Genomic DNA, 15,197 nt, shown 5'->3' on the forward strand with positions numbered 1-15,197 from the left:
AGAACGAGGCACACAAGGACGAGCAGATACATTCACAGCTGCGCAGTATCGAACACCGGCGGGAACTCTCGGGGGGAGGCGCACGGCGTCGGTATCTGCTCGGGGGAGAAGGCTTTTGAAAGGTACAGACTAAAGGTCGTCTGCATGAGAGACGATCGCGACGATCCGTTCGACAACATCTTCGATGAAATCGAACGGATGATGAACGAGATGACCGGTGGTGACTCCACTGGATTCGCCTCGGAGACCCACATCGACGTGTATGATGAGGGCGAGGCCATTCGACTCGTCGCGGACCTTCCGGGTGTGGAGAAGGACGCAATTGACCTGAAGTGCGACGGTAAAACGCTTACAGTGAGTGCAGCAAGCGACCGTCGAGAGTACGACGAACGAATCCGCCTCCCCGTCCGAGTGGACGAACATTCCGCGGACGCGTCGTTCAACAACGGCGTCCTACAGGTCACATTCGAGAAGACAGGGGACTCTGCGGCTATCGACCTCGAATAGCCGTCACCACAACCGCCGACCCGGTACTGTAAACGGGCACCGCATACGAGACCGACGGCGGCCTAATCCGATTCTTCTTTACGACTGCTCGGCAGTACGGCGTATCAGCGCCGCCAGTCTGTCCCAAAAGTCAGACGCGTACTTCTCGTGGTCTATCGTCGGCCGGGCGTTCGTCTCGGAGACGACTGTCAGCTCGCCGGTGACCAGCAGATCAACACCGAGATAGTCGATACCAAGCGCTTCGGCCACCGAAACGGCTAATTCTCGGTGTCGTTCTGAAACCGTCAGTTCGGTCGCCTCTGCGCCCCGGTGAACGTTGTGTTTCCAGCGGCCCTCGTCGAGTGACTCGGGGAGTCGGCGTTCGACGCCACCGACAACCTCTCCGTCAAGCACCATAATTCGGTAGTCTCGGGCGTTCGGGACAAACTCCTGAATCAGATACGACTTGTCGCCCGTCGCCCGGTAGTCGTGCACGAGGTTCAGATAATCGACAACGCCGAGCAGCGAATCCACGTCGGACACCTTGGCGACGCCGACGCCGCGTGTCGCGGAGTTGGGTTTGACGACCAACGGGAACGAGAGATCCGCGACGGCGTTGATCACCGTCTCCTCATCTACGGGATTCGACACCATGCGCGTCTCGGGGACGGGCAGTCCCGCCCGCGACAACGCCGCAATCACGCCCGCTTTGTTCCGCGATGAGAGCACCGCCTCGCGGCCGTTCACCCACGGAAGCTGTCGCTGTGCGGTCAACGCACCGCCCTCCATCAGCCGCGTCGGATAAACGAATCCCACGTCGAAGTCGTCAGCGGTATCGGTCAGGCGAATGGTTCGCGAGACCGCAGAGAGGTGTTCGACGGCGATATCCCGCGCTGCGAGTGGCTGCTGCATCCGGTCGAACGTCTCGCTAGATGTCGTCACCGCCAGTCGAAGCATCAGCTACGGGTTAGCTGGAGAGTGTAAAAGTAACCGGGTCCCGGCGGCTTGCCGGGCGATTCGGAGGGAAGCTATACGACTCGCACTCGCGTCGAAGACGAGACGGTCTCCCCCCGAGAAAGCCGAAGAGACGGTCTCCCGATTAGGAGACGAGCAGTTCTTCGCCTTTCTCAACGTCGATGCGGCACGGCGGCGACATCTTGTTGTAGGCGCGGCGAAGCGCGTCCTTGGCGATGGGCGCATCCTCGACGTCGCAGTAGATGGTGAAGACGCGGTCGTTGCGCTGGATGCGCGCGGCGGTGCCGACGACCTTCCCGAAGGACTGACGCATCCCGTCGGAAACACGGTCCGCACCTGCACCGGTTGCCTGCTTGTTCTCACGCAGGACCTGGTGGGGGAACTTGCGGAGCACCATCTTGTAGTTCTTCTGTCCAACCTGTTTCAGCATGACACGGTTCGCCGACAGACGCGCAGATTCCAGCGAGCCGTGACGGATCTGGCACTCCTCTTCGAGGCGGAGGCTGATCTGAACCGGGTAGTCCTCGGGGCCGGTCTGCAGGTTACCCATGTTGTGCTGTGCGATTTTCGAACCGGGAATTCCAGTGATGTACTCGCGTCGAGTGTACGACGGCTTGTCGATGGTGCGGTACATCGAGGCAGGTTTGTCAGCCATGGTTACTTGTGCGGAAGAACGGTCATGCGGCCTAAAAGCGCTTCGAAGCATCAGCCGCTCACAATACCGTGTGTGTCCATCTCACGACCGGAGCGTTCTCGTCGCGTGCGAACGATGTACACGTATGATACTCGTTCTGGAGAACGAGGTGAATCCGGAGACGCGCTACTTCGTGCCAGAGATTCGACGACATCTCGAAGCCGCCGGTGCGACCGTCCGCAGCTATCCGTTCGCAGAGCACGGTGGCAGACCGGACGTACTCCACGCGGCGGACGCTGTCGTCCTCTCGGGGAGTACCGCAGGCGTCTACGAGACGGAGACGTATCCATGGATGGACGACTTGCGTGAACTCGTTCGAGAACTGGTCGCCGAGAAAGTGCCGACGCTCGCCGTCTGCTTCGGGCACCAGCTCGTCAACGATGCCCTCGGCGGAGCCGTCGAACACCACGGTCTCCACGCCGGTATCGACCCGGTTCGGTTCGCAGACGACCCTCTGTTCGACGGCGTCGGCACGCGTGTCCCCCTCGTCCACAGCGACGTGGTGACCGAACTCGGTGCAGGGATGGAAGCTATCGCCGCCGCGGACTACTACCCGAATCTCGCCAGTCGGCACCGAGACGCGCCGCTGTGGACCGTGCAGTATCATCCGGAGTTCACGGAACAACTGTTCCCCTCTATCGAGTCAGACTTCGAGTGGCCCGAGGATCCGGCCCACCGCGACTTCGACGGCGTGACGGTCGAGCGGACGTTCGAGAACTTCGTCCGCCTCGTGGGCGCGCGGTGATTAATTTAGTCCCGTGCAGTGCCTTCGTCGTCTACACCGCCCGGATTACCTTCGCCGTCCGCTTCCGCAGCGATAGGTTCGGCGGCAACGAACGATAATCCGTTCTCCGCCAGCAACTCCTGCGTGCGGTCGGTTACGGAGGGAGCAACGAGGATGCCACGCACGCCTTCGTCGGGAAACTCCTCGTCCAGCGCTTCCACGTACCGCTGGAGTTGGCTGGCCGCGGAGGGACCAACGCGACGTCGCTTCAACTCCACGACGACCGGCTTCCCGTCCGCGTCCGCACCGAAGATGTCAACCGGTCCCGCAGTCGTTTCGCGTTCTGTCGCCTGCGGCACGAATCCCGCTTCAACGAGTGCAGGATCGTCGAGGATGCGCTGTCTGAGGTCCTCCTCGCTCCCCCGCAGTTGGAGGTCACTTCTGTCCGTCACCTCGTAGGCCGACACCTGTTCGATCCGTTCGAAGGCGACGTCGAGATGTTCTTGCGGCGTCGAGCGCTCGCTTCGGACGCGAAGTCGGCCGTCGCGGACGCTCGCGCGGTGCGTACACCCCGGTGGTTGCCAGTTGACGGGCTTTCGCTTCTCGTCGGTGTGGACGAGGATGGTTCCGTCCGGTTTGCAGACGACGAGTCGTTCGCCCGGCCCGAGACTCGACGAAGCACGGCCGTCGTACTCGACCGTACAGCGTCCGAACATCGTCACCATCCGTCCATCGCCGAACGCCTCCTCTAGTAAGTAGAGCGCGTCGCGGTGCGTCGGCCGGTGTAGCGTCGTTGCCGTCATCTGAACTGCGTGCCCGGCTTTCGAAGCCACGAGGTAAAAAGAGCGCGTCGGGCGATTGGGCGACTCACGGACGCGACGATATTTCCCGCTGTACGACGTAGTGTGTTGTATGTCGCCATCCAACGTGGAGGGGTTCGAGCCGATTCAGGGAAACCCGATGACGGACGAGGAAGTGGACGCATTCTTGCGTGAACACGGCGTCGGCGTACTCGCACTCACAGACGGAGAACGGGCGTATGGCGTGCCGATATCGTTCGGGTACGACGGAGACAACCTGTACTTCGTGTTCCTCCGAGGAGAGACGAGTCGGAAAGAGGAGTTCGCTGAGAAGACGGCGGGGGCGACGTTGACGGTGTTCGATGTCGCGGGGCGGTACGAGTGGCAAAGCGTCATCGTCAGCGGAACGATTCGACCGGTCGAGGACGACGAGTGGGACGCAGTCGTCTCTGCAATGGAGGCCAACGCGTGGTTCCCGAGCCTGTTCTCGGAATCCGAACCGATGCGGGGTATCGGCGGGTGGACACTCGATATCGCGGAAGCGACCGGGCTCAGAAATCGGCCGTAAAGCGGTGCCGACTGCTGGCTCAACTGTCGTCTAGCCGTCGGGAGACGAGTCGGTAGGCCGCTGCTCCGCAGACGGCACCGATGGTGTTCGCCGCCGCGTCCCCGAGACTGAACGTCCGCGTCGGGAGCGCCGCTTGCATCAGTTCCACACCGCTACCGAGTACGACAGCGACAACGACGGCCAAAGCGAGTCCGCGAACGTCTCGCGCCCGGAGTGCAACGCCCGCGAGGAACGCCGTCACGGCATAGGCTCCGAAGTGGACTACCTTGTCGAGACCGAGACCGAATAGCCCCGCCGAAACGGGAGCACCCGACTGCACGGGGACGGCAGAGACGATAACGACGAGGGCACACCAACAGACGAGAGAGACGATGCGCACGCGACGTGAGAGATGCATCCGTACAAAGCCCTTCGCACGTCGTCACCCTGAGCGTTTCCTCTACGGTCGTCGTTGGTGGTATACTGGCGAGGTCGGAGTCGAGCCGCACGGCTCAGAAGTATAAGTAGTTCAGAGAACTGCCGTGTACGGACCGAACTCAATCGACCGCCGCGTCGTCAGCCTCCGTCCGCTACGCTGTTCGAAGTAATCGCCGATTTACAGGCGGGTGACGTTCTTCGCGCGAGGGCCCTTCGGGGCGTCCTCGATCTCGAACTCGATCTCCGTACCCTCTTCGAGGTCCGGGCCGCCGACATCTTCCATGTGGAAGAAAACGTCCTCGTCGTGGTCCTCAGTCTCTATGAATCCGTAGCCGCCTGTGTCGTTGAAGAAATCAACTTTGCCTTCTGCCATAGCCTGTGAACCAAGCCGCCCCCCACTGATAACCCTTCCGAGAATGTTCTCCGAGAGAAAAATCGCAGGAACAGCGCGAAGCAGCCTGTACGGGCTAGTATCTGCAATATCACCGTGTGTTATATGAGAGAATAGAACAAGCACACAGAAGCGTTGGGACCGAGTTAGCAGACAGTTCGAGTCTGAAATTCGACGCCATCTCGAAGGGACGAGAGTGCGGACGCTACGCGAGTCCCGCAACGTCCGGATGGTCGAGATGCACGCGCTGCTTCGGTGGCAGACCGCGAGACGACGCGGTGAAGATTTCGTCGCGGATCCGTTGCCATTGTTCGTGTCTGCAGAGGACGTATACGGGAACCGCTTCGACATCTAACAGTGATGCGATGGCGAATCTGTGAAATCCCTCAGTCCAGTAGATATCTCCAGAGCGACCGATAACTACGAGCGGTTCCAAGTGGTGGGCGTACGCGTCTTCGTAGGCGCTGTCGTCCGCCGCTTCGTGCGTCGCATCCGCGTTTGATCGATACCCCTCCCGTTCGATTTTCCGGTACAGTTCGTCGAGATACGTACATCGGACATTTCTGTACGCATCGATACTCTCGTAACCACGAACCCGTTTGCCGTTCTCAAACTGCTCTTTCGCTCGACGATATAGCGCCGTCTCCTCCCAGTCGTATCCGTGCGTGAACCGTTGGTTGAGTCCGCTGTAAATCGTTGTCTCCCGTATCGGAGTGCAGTTCTCCTCTCGATCCCATCGACCCCCCTGCACCCGTCCGAGACCCCAGTTGAGTCGACACGCTCCGTTATAATATTCGACATCCGCAGGATCGATTTCGAGGAGCTTCCACGGGTCCGCCGGCGCGGTGTACGTCCGCTCATTACAGTAGTTGTGCCACGCCGTATACTGTCGGAACTGGCGTCGGTTCACTGCTCGACGGGTACGGCGACGTGAAATAAGATTCTTGTCAAATCTTTTTCTTATCTAGGTTCTGTTAGAGAGGCCGTCTTTCGAGGAGTCGATCCGTCGTTTCGGCAGCCACTAATCTATTTTTCTTCGCCCGTCCATATTCTGTCGTGTCCGACGCCTCGAACGCTGCTGGCCAATTGTGGCATCGCTGGGGTCGATTCGCCGCCGTCGTCGTCATCACTGTCGTCGTTGCTCTTGGACTAGTCGCTGGCGGACTCTGGCTCTATACCGATCATCTCTATCGAACGAGTTACGAGAGCAGTTACACCTACGACGTGGCGCTCAACACGAACGAGACGACGCGAGTAAACGTCATGACGACCGTCGAAGGGCAGAATTCGTGGTGGGTTTTCGGCTGGAGTTACGACTACTACCGCGACGCGATCAGCGTCGAACTACACGGACCGCACGGCGGATGGATGGACGCCACAGGAACCGTCGAAGTCGATACCGACCAGCGCCAGCCGCCGTCGCTCCTTGACGCGTGAATCGACGATCTGACAGACCTCAGCAGCGACGCCTACAAGGCAGAGAACAGCGGGAGAGCCGACTGGAAGCGCACCGCAAGCGCCGGAATCGCCGTTCCGAGCGTTACGACGGCGGTCAGGAACACAACCCACTGAAGCAACACCGGCCACTTCGACGTTTCGGGCGTCCACGCACTCGAACGACGGTGGATGGCGTAGACGACCGGAGTCGCAAGCAGGACGAATGCGGCCGGGATTCCGGCGATGAGTGGTACCGGGCCGATGATCGGTCGCATGAAGTCGGACGTACGTATCGGTTCGAACAGGAACAGAAACGTGATTCCGTACCCGATCCCGAACAGGATAGCGAGAAGAAGGTACCGCGGGCGAAACGCCACACGCCACGGCGATATCTCAGCCTCAGGCTGTCCGCCTGAAGCGAGGGTGAGGTACCGACGGACGTCGGGAAAGACGTAGAGAAACGGGACCGAGAGGACGGCACCGAGAAGGCCGATTCCGCCGGTGATCGCAAAGATGAGAACCATCGACACCACGGCAATAAACAGGATGTACAGCCCGAAGCTGATGAGGGAATCGAGCGGTGTCAGTTGAAGCGATACGAATGACACAACGTGTATTCGTTACTCGTATAACAATTCACTCTCGGTTCGGTGGCGGGACCGAGAGAGCGTCCGACGCGTCGCTGCCATCGGCGGGACTCACAGTTCGACAGCCATCATCACCTCGTCTACGAACGTGCCGTCGAGCGTGTAGTGATCCCGTCGAATACCTTCCGTGTGCCAGTCGTGGGCTTCGAGGAAGGCAATTGCCTCGTCGTTGATCGCCGGGATGCTGTTGTACGCCTTGCGGTAACCGTTCGCCTTCGCCCATTCGAGTGCGCGCTCCAGCAACCGACTCCCGATGCCTCGTCCTCGGTACGCCTCTCGCACCCCGACAGTCACCTGGACGGTGTTCTGGAGCTTTTCGATCTGCGGTAAGTCGAGGTGCGTCCAGCCGAGGATATCGTCGTTGTGTGCCGCCATGAAGAATACGCGCGATTCGACGGTGTTGTGTCGGACAATCGTATCCTCGTAGAGGAGTTGTTCGGCGATGCTCTCGGCGACGACGTACTCCGACGACTCTGTGACGTCCCGGATTGTATCGATGAGTTGGTCGAAATCATCGGTCCGCGCCGGGCGGATCGAGTAGGTGAGGTCGCCACTCGCGTATCGTTCGACAGAGCCGGCATCGAGGACGACTCTGAGCGTTCCTCCCTCCTCTTCGAGGTATCCGTTAGTGGTGAGTCGCTCCAGTTCCTCGCGGAACTCCTCGGCCGGGAGTTCGACCATGTCTCGAACCCGATGGCGTGCGGCGGTACCGTGCCGTTCGACGAACTGGTAAATTTCCTTGCTAGCCTCCGTCTCGAAGGTCGGTCGGTCGAGCGTCTCCATGTCTCGGGTCTACGAAGAGGGTGGTCTTAGCCTTGTTGTGTGATAGCGTGCAACTTATCCCGAGGAGCGTTGCTGAATTCCGGGGGAGAGGGCGAACGGTTATATTGTATTACGGACATTTTCGTCGTATGAAGTCAACTACGCCGGTGCGTGGGCGGCGTAGCAAGCGGCTCAAAACCGCTGCCACAGCCGTTCGGACGGGTGGTAATGGAATCACGGGGGGAGACGGTTCTGGGCGACGGCAGAATTCCGATCAGCGGGGTGATTCGGAACTGTTAGCGCTGTCGGCCGATCCGTACGTCGATGTCGATGACGCTCACGAACGGCTTCGGGAGTTACAGGTGGCCTTCGAGGACCGAGGGGACCGCCGTGCGATCTTCCTCTCGGTCTACTCACGGATGACTGGCGCAGTGGCCGAACGCGTTCGCCAGGGGTATTTCAATGACGCCGACTGGGTGAGAGACTACCTCGTTGTCTTTGCAAACCACTACCGTGAGGCCGTCCACGATTACGAAGCCGGCAACACAGCGGACCTGGCCGACGCGTGGCGATTAGCATTCGACGCCGCGGTGCGCGGGGATTCACTCGTCCTCCAAGACCTTGCACTCGGCGTCAACGCGCATATCAACTACGACCTCGCGTTGACGCTCGCGACAGTTGGTATCGAGCCGAATCGATCTCAAAAATACGCCGACCACAAAGCCGTCACTGAAATCATCCGGGACGTGTTCAATGAGGCGCAGAATTCGTTGGCAACGCGTGCTGCCCCCGGAATCAAGACACTCGACGAATCACTCGGGCGACTCGACGAGTGGCTCTGCGTGTTCACTATCGCCGAGTGTCGAGAAAGCGCGTGGCGGACAGCGGTCGCGCTTGACTCCCGATTTTCGCTTCGACGCCAAGTCGCACGCTGGACCAACGACGCCGCTGCCACGGGTGCCGCGCACCTCATCTTGGTCTCCCAGACGAGCGAGCGCGTTCACGATACGCTCCTCATGCTCGAAGGCTCGGCGCACGAAGACAACTGAGTCGAACTCCCGGCTATCCGCTTAGGCCGATGCTCGTTCCGAGAATAAATTCGTAAGCGAAGCGTCTCGTCTTCCGGATTCTGAACCACACTCGCTCACTCCGTTCGCTCGCTGGTTCAGAATCCGGTCGGGTCGAACTTTCAGAACCCGCCACGCTCGGTAGTCGGGTTCAGAGAAGTGCCGCCTCCCGGATTTGAACTTCCGGCGAGCAAGCTCGCCGACTCGCCGCTCACTCCGTTCGCGGCGACGGGGACAGCTCGATCTCCCGTGAAGGACAGAAGACTCTCGAACAGAAATTGTTCGCAGGAAAATGCCGCCTCCCGGATTTGAACCGGGGACAGCTCGATCTTCAGTCGAGTGCTCTCCCAGTCTGAGCTAAGGCGGCGCGTTTTGAGAGAGGCCGATGATTCAAAAAAGGGTTTCGATGTGTCGCCGCGCCCTACGTCACTTTCCACTCATCGGTGAACGTCTCGTTGCCCGAATTCCACGTCACCGTCGTGTTCGCCGTCACATGGCCGTCGTTCCGTTTTACGGACAGTGCATCAAGCAAGCCAACCTGAACACGCTTCGTCATCGTTTTCGATTCGCCGGAATCGAGTTCCGAGACCGATTCGTTTCCTTGCCAGACCACTGTATCCCCGGTTTCTAACTGAGTCTGAACGGTGACATCCTTCGCCATCTCATCCCCGGTATTCGTGGCGGTGATAGTCACGTTTCGACAGGTGAACCCGCAGGTCGAGATATTCCAGATATCGAACTCGAACTGCCGGTCATCAGATTGGTCCGCCGTCGAGTTGGGACTCGCGGCTGAATCGGATACGTCCTGTGGGGCCGAGGTCACTGGTGCGTCGCCGACGGATGCCTGAGCCGCCGGTATCGCACCGGCACCGATACCCGATGCGACGACGAGGACGACGACGCCAAGCGTGAATATTCGACCGACCGTTTTGACAGAGTTCCAGCGTGGGAATGCCATGGCAATTGCAGAGTGGTTCTTAGTAATGAATACTGCGAGAGAATATCAATTCTGATTCTAGCAGAGATTCCTTCTTTTCATGCCGTTCTGTGAAAATTCAGACCCCCAGTCTCGATACCGACCGATTACAGCAACTAAACCAGACATATTTCGCCTTTTCCTTGAGATTACCGGGGAAGCATGTGCAGAGATATAGTTGCGCTACTATATACTGGAGTCAATTTTTTATTTGATATCGGTATCTGAACTTCAACGATGAGTTTCACGAACTCGATACAGCCACCCAGACAGAGCATAAAAACACGCCACCGTATAGCGATCCCAGATGCACCGAACAAAAGTGGACTCGGATGGAGTCAGGGGGAGTGCGGTCAGCGCGGCGTTCTGGTCGCAAACAGGCGAACGTACAGCAGACGGTTCCCCGCGGGAGCAACCGTAGCAGACAGCCAGTAGCGTTGAGCACTGAGTCGAACCACGGCTTCGTCAACCGACATTACAGGCGGCCGCTGCCGACGTACGCGAGTCCGAGACTCCCTACGATAATCGACGCGCTGAGTGCGGCTTCGGGCAACTGAAAGAAGTGGTCTCCGAGCGCACCGACCAGTACGAACGCTCCCGCGACGGCGGCCGGGAGTGGATGCGCCGCCAACTGCCGAACGAAAGCGCGAACCGACCAGTAGACCATCCGCAGTTGCGACGCGACAGCGGCTCCGACCGGACGGTTCCCATCCGGATTCTCCGCCGAAACGAACCCGTCGAGGCGGTCGCGGTGAATCGTCACGATTTCACCGGTGTTGCTCCGCCGTCTGTCGGCGTCCGCAACCCGAAGGAGCGTGACCGTCTCGTCGTCGGTGCCGACAACCCGGTAGACGCCGTCCGAAACAGCTGCGTCGTCTGCCCTGTAATGGTCGTAGATGGCGGGTGCAGTCATATCCGAGCGGTATGTTAGCGAATGAGTATAAAGTTGCAGTCCGAGCGTGGACGCTCACTCGCTTCGTTCGTCGGGACGAACGACTGTCGATCATTGTCGTGCTTGAAACCCACAAAAAATACTCGTACGGCGATATCTCGGTGTTCGTTACCCCGATAGATCATCAATCGTGTAATACACCTTTATCTCACCAGGATTCCCGCGGTCTGAATCGATTGGCACGTTCTGACTGACTTCCCCGCGTGGACCGCACGCAAGGGTAATGTCCATCGTGTTACTGCCTTCGTCGGGGCGGCCGGTAAACCAATCCGATGGGGGTTCCCGTTCGGTAACTTTGGTCGTCAGCAGCTTATTCTCAGACCCTCCCTGGGGAACTTTGAAGTTATCAATCGACGCGCCAAGCGTCTGAGTCGATCCAGTGGGTAGTTTAACGCGAGTGCGTTCGGACTGGCCGCCGTGAATGTCGTGTTCGATTGTCAGCTCTAACGCACCCTCTCCCACCCCCTGACCGCTGATAAACTCGACTTTCTCAGCACGGACTGTCACTTCACATTCGTCAGTCCAATCGTCATCGGGACTACCAGCGATTGCACCGGTATGAACCTGCACGTGGTCGGGGTTCTCGATGTCAACTTTCTTGATCCCACCGTAGAGGCGGTATCCGTCAGCCTGACCCCATACTGTTCCGTTCACAGTGCTGCCGTTAACTTGGTCTCCTTGGCCTTTGCTGACGGAAACTCCACCTAGCCTGCCCTCGACTTTTTCGACCTGACCGGTGGCCTGAATGGTGTAGTCGGATTTTCCATTTCCTAAGCCTTCCATCACGACGTAGTGTTTTGGTTCAGCCATATCACATCACACATTATTAATGATTATATTACTAACACTTGGTTTTTATGCCCGTCCTTCACAAGCACATCGCTGGCAAGTCAGAGAACTGTTCGGTGAGCGTGTCGAACGACCTCTTTTCGGGGGTTGCAGAAGAGTTGTCGGCGGAGTTGGACGGCTCGCAAAGATGTGAAACTCACTGCTCAAAACGTGCAGAATGGATGGGCTCGGGCGGAGTCGAACCTCGGTCGCTCCACTCACTCCGTTCGCTTTGCTCCCTGATTCGACTCCTTGTCGTCCACTCAGACCACGGACGACTTGCTATCGCTCGCAGATTTCAGTGGGCTCGGGCGGAGTCGAACCACGAGGACGTTGCTTCGCTCGTCCTCTGGGTTCCATCCGACCTCTCGTCGCAGAAATCCTGCTCGCTGTCGCTCGCAGATTTCAGTGGGCTCGGGCGGAGTCGAACCACCGATCTCTTCCTTGTAAGGGAAGCGTCATGACCACTAGACCACGAGCCCGCACGTCGAACGAAACCGCACATGCGGATAACGGTTTCCAATTCGTTTCGGTGGCGGAAGCGTTAGGTCCGCGCCATCCGTGGCCCCGGTATGACCGCCTTACGGGACAGGCTCGGCCCCGTCATACTTGCTGTGTTCATCGTCGCCTCCGTAGCGGCGGTGGTCGTCGCGTTCAACCCGACGGTTCTCCCCGGCGGCGACCAGTACAACCGGACGACTGTTTCTCTCATCTCCGACGGCGAACGGGTGGCCGAAGTGAACGTACGAGTCGCGGATACGTACGAAAAACGGTACACTGGGCTCAGCGCCACCGAATCGCTCGGAACGAACGAAGGAATGCTGTTCGTCCACGACAGCGAGGGCGAGTACTCCTACGTCATGCGTGACATGGCGTTCCCCCTCGACATCGTCTTCATCGACGCAGATGGTACTATCACAGCAATTCACCACGCCGAACTCCCGCCCGAGGGAACGCCGGACGGCGGACTGAAGCACTACACCGGGACCGGCAAATACGTACTCGAAGTCCCGTACGGCTACACGAACGAGACGGGCGTCGAAGTCGGCGATACGGTTCGCATCGAGAACTACTGAAGCCGGGCGACCGTCCGAGAAGCGAAACGACGAGGTGCGACGAGACGCGAGTGGGAGTATGAGCGACGACGCTGACGACACCGGTTCTGACACCGCCGCCCTCGCCGAACTCGACGGCTGGCGTGCCGAAGGGTTCGCCGCCCGTGTTCACTACCGCGGTGCAGACGACCGGTACAGTATCGAGTACTACGAACCCTCCGAGTGCGTCGTCTACTGGAAGGTGAAAGGCGACGGCGAGACGGCCGTCCCCGTCGGACGCGACACGGTTCCAAACCCGCTCCGGACGCGCATCCGCGAGGATTTATCCGCCGCCGGAATCGACCCCGAGATCGAGTCTCGGCAACTCTAGGTCGGACTGTTTTTTCAACTACCGGACTATTTCGATTCGTAACGAACGCTTTAGTGTGACTAACCCTTCAAGAGTGTGTAATGGTCACACCCGCAGACGAAGACGATCCTTTCGAGGACCAGCGGGAAAACGTCGAGAACCCAATGCGGCGACTGTTCTCCGAGTACGGCCGCGACAATACGTTCGCGTTCGTGATTGGACTCCTCTCCAGCGTCGTCGCTCGACTCCTCGACCTGATGCCGCCCGTCCTCCTCACGCTCGCCGTGGACTCCATCTTCCTCGGGGAACGAGACTTCAGCATCTGGTTGATTCCGGATGCATGGCTTCCGACAACGAAGTTGGGCGAACTGTATCTCTCGACTGGACTCATCGCCTTCGCCTTCTTCGGCGGCGCAGCGTTCCACTGGACGCGTAACTGGGGCTGGAACTCCTTCGCACAGAACATCCAGCACGCCGTCCGGACGGACACGTACGACAAGATGCAACGGCTCAACATGGACTTCTTCGCCGACAAACAGACCGGCGAGATGATGTCCATCCTCTCGAACGACGTGAACCGCTTAGAGCGGTTCCTCAACGACGGGATGAACTCGGCGTTCCGCCTCGGCGTGATGGTCATCGGCATCGCCGCAATCCTCCTCTACTGGAACTGGCAACTCGCCATCGTCACTCTCCTCGTCGTTCCCCTCATCGGCTATTTCACCTACCGGTTCATCCAGACGATTCAACCGAAGTACGCCGACGTTCGCTCCTCTGTTGGCCGGGTGAACTCCCGACTGGAGAACAATCTCGGCGGGATTCAGGTCATCAAAACCTCGAACACCGAGTCGTTCGAGTCCGACCGCGTCGAGGACGTCTCGCAGGACTACTTCGACGCCAACTGGGACGCCATCGGCACCCGCATCAAGTTCTTCCCGGCGCTTCGCGTCATGGCGGGCGTCGGCTTCGTCCTCACGTTCGTCGTCGGCGGCGTCTGGGTGCACACGTACCAGACGACCGGTTCGGCGCCCCTGTTCTTCAGCGGCGCACTCACCCCTGGCGAGTTCGTCGGCTTCATCCTCTTTACCCAGCGGTTCATCTGGCCGATGGCGCAGTTCGGGCAGATTATCAACATGTACCAGCGCGCCTACGCCTCCAGCGCGCGCATCTTCGGCCTCATGGACGAACCCTCGCGCATCGAGGAGGATCCCAACGCCGACGAACTCGTCGTGGATGACGGTGAGGTCGTCTACGACGACGTGACGTTCGGCTACGACGACGGCGAAACCATCGTCGAAGACATCTCGTTCGACGTTGACGGCGGCGAGACGCTGGCGCTCGTCGGCCCGACTGGTGCCGGTAAATCGACCGTCCTGAAACTCCTCATGCGGATGTACGACGTTGACGAGGGCTCTATCGAGATTGACGGGACCGACATCCGAGACGTGACCATCCCGAGTCTCCGGCAGGCCATCGGCTACGTGAGTCAGGACACGTTCATGTTCTACGGGACAGTCGAGGAGAATATTCGGTACGGGACGTTCGATGCCGCACAGGAGGACGTTGTGGAAGCCGCGAAAGCCGCCGAAGCGCACGACTTCATCCAGAACCTTCCGGACGGCTACGACACCGAAATCGGTGAACGCGGTGTGAAACTCTCCGGCGGCCAGCGACAACGTCTCTCCATCGCTCGGGCCATCCTGAAAGACCCCGAAATTCTCGTCTTGGACGAGGCCACCTCCGACGTGGACACCGAGACAGAGATGCTTATCCAACGCTCCTTGGACCGTCTTACCGAGGATCGAACGACATTCAGCATCGCTCACCGCCTCTCGACGATCAAAGACGCAGACCAGATCATCGTCCTCGAAGATGGCCGCGTTGTCGAACGCGGCGGCCACGACGACCTCCTCGCGGAAGATGGTCTCTATGCGCACCTGTGGGGTGTGCAAGCGGGCGAGATAGACGAACTGCCCGAGGAGTTCATCGAACGTGCGAGTCGTCGTGCCTCGCGGACACCGGTCGAACCCGAGTCTGACGACGACTGAGCGAAGCGGAAGTACCAGACA

19 protein-coding genes and 2 tRNA genes are annotated in these 15,197 nt (G+C 59.4%); 8 read left to right on the top strand and 13 right to left on the bottom strand.

The features are described from left to right. Positions 1 to 144: 144 nt before the first annotated feature. Entirely contained in the window at positions 145 to 507 is a 363-nt protein-coding gene (locus HBOR_RS13060; RefSeq protein ID WP_006056290.1) for an Hsp20/alpha crystallin family protein, read from the top strand. A 78-nt stretch (positions 508 to 585) separates the two neighbouring features. Here the strand turns inward: HBOR_RS13060 and HBOR_RS13065 are convergent, their stop codons facing one another. Both HBOR_RS13065 and HBOR_RS13070 read right to left on the bottom strand, forming a co-directional pair. Beyond that, a complete protein-coding gene (locus HBOR_RS13065; protein WP_006056289.1) occupies positions 586 to 1,443 on the bottom strand; it encodes an ATP-grasp domain-containing protein in 858 nt (285 codons plus the stop codon). 142 nt (positions 1,444 to 1,585) lie between these two features. After that, positions 1,586 to 2,116, bottom strand: coding sequence for a 50S ribosomal protein L16 (locus tag HBOR_RS13070; protein WP_006056288.1), 531 nt, complete (start codon positions 2,114 to 2,116; stop codon positions 1,586 to 1,588). Positions 2,117 to 2,240: 124 nt separating this feature from the next. On the opposite strand from HBOR_RS13070, the gene HBOR_RS13075 reads away from it, so the two are divergent. Next, complete coding sequence (locus tag HBOR_RS13075; RefSeq protein WP_006056287.1) at positions 2,241 to 2,900, top strand: type 1 glutamine amidotransferase; 660 nt, start codon at positions 2,241 to 2,243, stop codon at positions 2,898 to 2,900. Between the two features lie 5 nt (positions 2,901 to 2,905). Here HBOR_RS13075 and nucS read toward each other — a convergent pair whose 3' ends face one another. Continuing rightward, positions 2,906 to 3,682 (bottom strand): endonuclease NucS, encoded by a 777-nt coding sequence (gene nucS / locus HBOR_RS13080; RefSeq protein WP_013440690.1) that lies wholly within the window; start codon positions 3,680 to 3,682, stop codon positions 2,906 to 2,908. 109 nt (positions 3,683 to 3,791) lie between these two features. On the opposite strand from nucS, the gene HBOR_RS13085 reads away from it, so the two are divergent. After that, positions 3,792 to 4,247 (top strand): pyridoxamine 5'-phosphate oxidase family protein, encoded by a 456-nt coding sequence (locus tag HBOR_RS13085; protein ID WP_006056285.1) that lies wholly within the window; start codon positions 3,792 to 3,794, stop codon positions 4,245 to 4,247. A 19-nt stretch (positions 4,248 to 4,266) separates the two neighbouring features. Here the strand turns inward: HBOR_RS13085 and HBOR_RS13090 are convergent, their stop codons facing one another. The 3 genes from HBOR_RS13090 to HBOR_RS20310 all read right to left on the bottom strand — a co-directional run bounded on the left by HBOR_RS13090 (position 4,267) and on the right by HBOR_RS20310 (position 5,965). Further along, on the bottom strand, positions 4,267 to 4,626 hold the full coding sequence (locus HBOR_RS13090; protein WP_241432412.1) for a VanZ family protein: 360 nt from the start codon (positions 4,624 to 4,626) through the stop codon (positions 4,267 to 4,269). 216 nt (positions 4,627 to 4,842) lie between these two features. Further along, on the bottom strand, positions 4,843 to 5,037 hold the full coding sequence (locus HBOR_RS13095) for a cold-shock protein (RefSeq protein ID WP_006056283.1): 195 nt from the start codon (positions 5,035 to 5,037) through the stop codon (positions 4,843 to 4,845). A 223-nt stretch (positions 5,038 to 5,260) separates the two neighbouring features. Further along, positions 5,261 to 5,965 (bottom strand): hypothetical protein, encoded by a 705-nt coding sequence (locus tag HBOR_RS20310; RefSeq protein ID WP_013440691.1) that lies wholly within the window; start codon positions 5,963 to 5,965, stop codon positions 5,261 to 5,263. A gap of 146 nt (positions 5,966 to 6,111) precedes the next feature. Here HBOR_RS20310 and HBOR_RS13105 point away from each other — a divergent pair, with 146 nt between their 5' ends. Next, entirely contained in the window at positions 6,112 to 6,492 is a 381-nt protein-coding gene (locus tag HBOR_RS13105; RefSeq protein ID WP_006056282.1) for a hypothetical protein, read from the top strand. 32 nt (positions 6,493 to 6,524) lie between these two features. On the opposite strand, the gene HBOR_RS13110 is transcribed toward HBOR_RS13105, so the two are convergent. Then, entirely contained in the window at positions 6,525 to 7,100 is a 576-nt protein-coding gene (locus HBOR_RS13110; RefSeq protein WP_006056281.1) for a hypothetical protein, read from the bottom strand. A 90-nt stretch (positions 7,101 to 7,190) separates the two neighbouring features. After that, positions 7,191 to 7,922 carry a GNAT family N-acetyltransferase gene (locus HBOR_RS13115; RefSeq protein ID WP_006056280.1) on the bottom strand — a complete coding sequence of 244 codons (732 nt, stop codon included), beginning with the start codon at positions 7,920 to 7,922 and terminating at the stop codon, positions 7,191 to 7,193. Between the two features lie 128 nt (positions 7,923 to 8,050). Here HBOR_RS13115 and HBOR_RS13120 point away from each other — a divergent pair, with 128 nt between their 5' ends. Further along, positions 8,051 to 8,950: a DUF5995 family protein gene (locus HBOR_RS13120; RefSeq protein ID WP_006056279.1), complete on the top strand. Its 900-nt coding sequence runs from the start codon at positions 8,051 to 8,053 to the stop codon at positions 8,948 to 8,950. Positions 8,951 to 9,261: 311 nt separating this feature from the next. On the opposite strand, the gene HBOR_RS13125 is transcribed toward HBOR_RS13120, so the two are convergent. From HBOR_RS13125 to HBOR_RS13145, 5 genes are all read right to left on the bottom strand, one after another. Beyond that, positions 9,262 to 9,335: transfer RNA gene (locus tag HBOR_RS13125), tRNA-Phe, on the bottom strand. Positions 9,336 to 9,389: 54 nt separating this feature from the next. Then, positions 9,390 to 9,926, bottom strand: a complete 537-nt coding sequence (locus tag HBOR_RS13130) for a hypothetical protein (RefSeq protein ID WP_006056278.1) — start codon at positions 9,924 to 9,926, stop codon at positions 9,390 to 9,392. Between the two features lie 493 nt (positions 9,927 to 10,419). Then, positions 10,420 to 10,857, bottom strand: a complete 438-nt coding sequence (locus HBOR_RS13135) for an SH3 domain-containing protein (protein WP_006056276.1) — start codon at positions 10,855 to 10,857, stop codon at positions 10,420 to 10,422. A gap of 147 nt (positions 10,858 to 11,004) precedes the next feature. Continuing rightward, positions 11,005 to 11,706, bottom strand: a complete 702-nt coding sequence (locus tag HBOR_RS13140) for a hypothetical protein (RefSeq protein WP_006056275.1) — start codon at positions 11,704 to 11,706, stop codon at positions 11,005 to 11,007. 427 nt (positions 11,707 to 12,133) lie between these two features. Then, positions 12,134 to 12,206: transfer RNA gene (locus HBOR_RS13145), tRNA-Val, on the bottom strand. A 90-nt stretch (positions 12,207 to 12,296) separates the two neighbouring features. On the opposite strand from HBOR_RS13145, the gene HBOR_RS13150 reads away from it, so the two are divergent. From HBOR_RS13150 to HBOR_RS13160, 3 genes are all read left to right on the top strand, one after another. Beyond that, a complete protein-coding gene (locus HBOR_RS13150; RefSeq protein ID WP_006056274.1) occupies positions 12,297 to 12,800 on the top strand; it encodes a DUF192 domain-containing protein in 504 nt (167 codons plus the stop codon). 58 nt (positions 12,801 to 12,858) lie between these two features. Beyond that, positions 12,859 to 13,149 carry a DUF7538 family protein gene (locus HBOR_RS13155; RefSeq protein WP_006056273.1) on the top strand — a complete coding sequence of 97 codons (291 nt, stop codon included), beginning with the start codon at positions 12,859 to 12,861 and terminating at the stop codon, positions 13,147 to 13,149. An 80-nt stretch (positions 13,150 to 13,229) separates the two neighbouring features. Further along, on the top strand, positions 13,230 to 15,176 hold the full coding sequence (locus tag HBOR_RS13160) for an ABC transporter ATP-binding protein (protein WP_006056272.1): 1,947 nt from the start codon (positions 13,230 to 13,232) through the stop codon (positions 15,174 to 15,176). The last annotated feature ends 21 nt before the right edge of the window (positions 15,177 to 15,197 follow it).

It is taken from the genome of Halogeometricum borinquense DSM 11551, from assembly GCF_000172995.2.
GTDB classification, from domain to species: domain Archaea; phylum Halobacteriota; class Halobacteria; order Halobacteriales; family Haloferacaceae; genus Halogeometricum; species Halogeometricum borinquense.